Annotated in this window: 2 protein-coding genes; both read left to right on the plus strand. The window is 32.3% G+C overall.

Annotated elements, in window-relative coordinates; genetic code table 11:
• Window positions 1-441 (plus strand): hypothetical protein (locus tag E7Z78_RS09605; protein ID WP_303724961.1); only part of this gene is annotated, 441 nt, incomplete at its 5' end.
• A gap of 175 nt (window positions 442-616) precedes the next feature.
• The coding region (locus E7Z78_RS09610; protein WP_303724962.1) for a right-handed parallel beta-helix repeat-containing protein at window positions 617-3,828 on the plus strand (3,212 nt) is incomplete at its 3' end.

The raw sequence follows: 3,828 nt of genomic DNA on the forward strand, positions 1-3,828 counted from the left end.
GCACAAGCAACAAACACAGACCCATTGTACCAAATGCCTGAAGAGGATGATGGTTCAAACTCTGAACAAGGCGGTTCAAGCAATGGGGCTTCAAATGCTGGAAATGATAACAGCAATGCTCAAGAACTGGTAAATGGAACTTCCAATGATAAGACTAGCAGTCAAGATGGCGGTAAAACCGCTGCCGGTGCTGATGCCTCTGAAAGTGGAGACGCAAAATCTGCTAGTGAATCACAAAGCTCCTCATCATCAGCATCATCCAGTGGTGCTGGAGACTCCGGTGCTAAAGCATTCGAGTTATCCGATAAATCAGCAGCAAAATCTGCAAGCGCAACAGAATCAAGCATGCCTATATTTGTTGTCATTGCAGTAATCGTATTGATTGCAATATTCTTAATTGGATATGTAAGAAACGATGAAGAAGATTACGATGATTATTAATTTAATCATCTATTTTTTACTTTTTTTATTTTTTTAGAAATTTTTAAATATGCTTTATTTTCATAAATAATAATATATTAGATTATTTTTCAATTTAGGTTAAATAATCAATAATTGAATTTAATGTGAATGAGGTATAATAATGGTTAAAAAAATTAATATTTTACTAGTTTTATTGCTGGTAATAGTATCCATCGGTGCCGTAAGTGCAGCTGATGACTTAAATGATACTGTTCAAGCTAGTGATGAAGCTATTGTAGAAACAATGGAAGTATCTGAAGATACTGATATATTGTCTGATGATACTCAGAGTGATGTTACTTCAACCTCTCATTCTATAACTTCTACAAATTATAATGAGTACTTTAATAATAAAGGGGAGTTAATTTCATCAAAAGTCGATGCAGGTGATGAAATTAGAATAGATGATGATTTTAAAAATACTGATTTTACTTTTAAGACATCTGTAAATGTCATTGGTAAAGATGGAGTTAAATTGGAAAACTGTAGTTTCACTTTTAATGGCGCTTCATCTGGTAGTACTGTCTCTAATTTGAATATTTTCAACACTAAAGGATATGCTTATGGAATTTTCTTAGATGGTGTAAGCAATTGTGTTATTCAGAATTGTTTTATAAAGAATACTGGAGTTTCATCATATACAATCTGTGTGGCAAATAATGCTAATTACAATAATGTTACAAATAATAATCTAATTGCTTATGGTGAGACTTATGGTCATGGAACAAGATCTACTTCCCCAGTACTTGTCAGCGGAGCCCATTATAATTATCTGGCTAACAATAACATAGAATGTGATGATGCAAACGGAATATATCTGTCCAGTTATGCTGGTGGTCCTTTAAATGGAGGTAATTCTAATTTTAATGTAATATATAATAATACAATTAAATACAATGTTTTACCTACATCATGGGCTTATGGAATTCAATGTATGGGTTCTAATAATGCTATTAAATCAAATAAGATCATTGGAGCATATTTGGCTATTTCAGCAGGTACTAATGCTATTGTTCGGGACAATAAAATTATTAATGTAACTGGGGCTGATTTTAATAGAGCCGGTGTTGAAGTTGGAGGGCAAGGTGCTATTGCAGCAGGTGCCAATGCTTTAATTATTAACAACACTATCATAAATGCGAAAATCGGTCCGAATGATGATGCAATAAGTGTTTCAGATAATACTCTTGTTGAAAATAACACCATTGATGTAAAACTAAGAGGTATGGGTTTGAGTCCGAAAGGATCCAATGTCACTATTAAAAACAATAATATAACTACATCTGGTGGTACTGGTATTTTATTCAATACTTATGCATTCAATCTGAAAATTATTGGCAATACTATTTCTACAGGAAGTGGTATTGGTATTTTAATTCAAAAAATCAGTAAAAAAAGAATGCCTGGTGATATTACAATTATCCATAATGTTGTAAATTGTACTGGTACTTATGCAATTGATGCTGTTGACGCTAATGCATCACTGCCTTGGGATTATCATGACAATACAATTGTTAATAATAATAAGGTAGCAACTCCTGAAGGGGAGTTTGACCCAACAAAGCCGGTTTATAGATTTAATGGTACTACTCGCCACATCACTCCTGAAAATTATGCTGATTACATAAATGAAAATGGTTTATTGTCTTCAATAATTCAAGATGGAGATATATTGGACTTTTCAGGAGAATTCAATAAGGACATTGTTATTTATATTAATAAAGCTGTTAAAATAACTGGTAATAAACCAATATTCCATAATACTACTTTCAGAGTTACTTGTGATGGAGTATGGATTGAAAACTTAATCATTAAAAATAGGAATTCTACCAGAGTAAATGATTGGGGTATTCTCGTTTACAGGGTTTTCGGAGCTACAATTAAAAATTGTGACATTGATGTTTATGACCCTAATGCAGCATATGCAATTTATGTAGTTGAATCAAGTTCAATAGATGTTATTGGCAATACTCTTTCATCTGAAGGGGTTTATTTAACTTACACACTTCTTGCATATACTGTGGAAGATTGTAAATTTATTAATAATACTATTTTCACAAATGGAACTGGTCAAATCCATAAATTCGAAACAGACCATTGTATCGATGGAACTACTGTTTGTACTGATGGTAGTACTGTTTGTACTGATGGGTCTACTGTTTGTACTGATGGTAGTACTGTTTGCACAGATGGGTCTACTGTTTGCACAGATGGGTCTACTGTTTGTACTGATGGAAATTCAGTTTGTCCGGATGGTGCATCTGCATTAGGAAATCATGTTTTAGAAGAAGTTTACAGAACTTATGGTATTTTAATGGCTTATGCATCCAACAATATTGTTTCTGAAAATAGAGTAACAGTTACTTCAAAATTAAATCAAACTTACTCACCATTTAATTCAACAAATTCCATTGTGGGCATAGATGTATATTATAATTCTCATAATAATACATTATCTAATAATTATGTCAATGTAAAGGCTAAAGATAATTACATATATGGTATGGGTGTTTTAGGTTATAAGACAGGCCATCCTGCACCTGAAGGTCAAGGGGCTAGTGGCAATAAATTCATTGGAAACACAATAATTCTTGAAGGAACCTATTTTGTTCAAGGAATTGTTATTGGTGATTCAACCACTGGAACTCTTATTGAATCAAATAATGTTAATGCAAAATCCAATGCCGTAGCGTATGGTATTAATTTAGAAATGTCTCAAGCTTCAACAATTTTAAATAATTCTCTCACATTAAATTCAGATGTTGTTTACGGAATTGAAGCTGTTTCTTCTAATGAGAATATCATTAAAAACAATGAAATAACTGGAAATGCTAAAGAAGTTTGTGGCATTTTATTATCCAATTCCAAATTTAACACTATTTCCAATAATGACATTTTATCCAATGGTACAGGTGAAGAGATAACATTGCCTAATTTGGATTCAATCAGTGCTGTCAATTCAGGCATTCATCTTTTCAAAAATTCCTCATCAAACACAATTGAACACAATAATATTACCTCAAAAACAGGTTATGCGATTGATGTTGATGGTATTGCTGAAAATAATATATTTTCAGATAACTTCTTGTTCTCTAAAAAAGGCACTGGGGACAATGCAATTAACTTAACCAATGATAAGAACACTGTTGATCATAATTATGCATATCTTGTCAATGGAGAACTTAAGGATATCACCATCAAATATCTTGAAAATGGTACATTTGTCTTTGAAACTAATGATGCTAATTTAGAGGGCGCTAATGTAACATTTTATATTGAAAATGATATTGAATTTGGTTCAGCAATAGTTACAAATGGTAAAGCCAGTTTAAGGTATAATCTGGCAGAATTTGAACCTGCACCTTA

It is taken from the genome of Methanobrevibacter thaueri, assembly GCF_015062915.1.
Classification (GTDB): domain Archaea; phylum Methanobacteriota; class Methanobacteria; order Methanobacteriales; family Methanobacteriaceae; genus Methanocatella; species Methanocatella thaueri_B.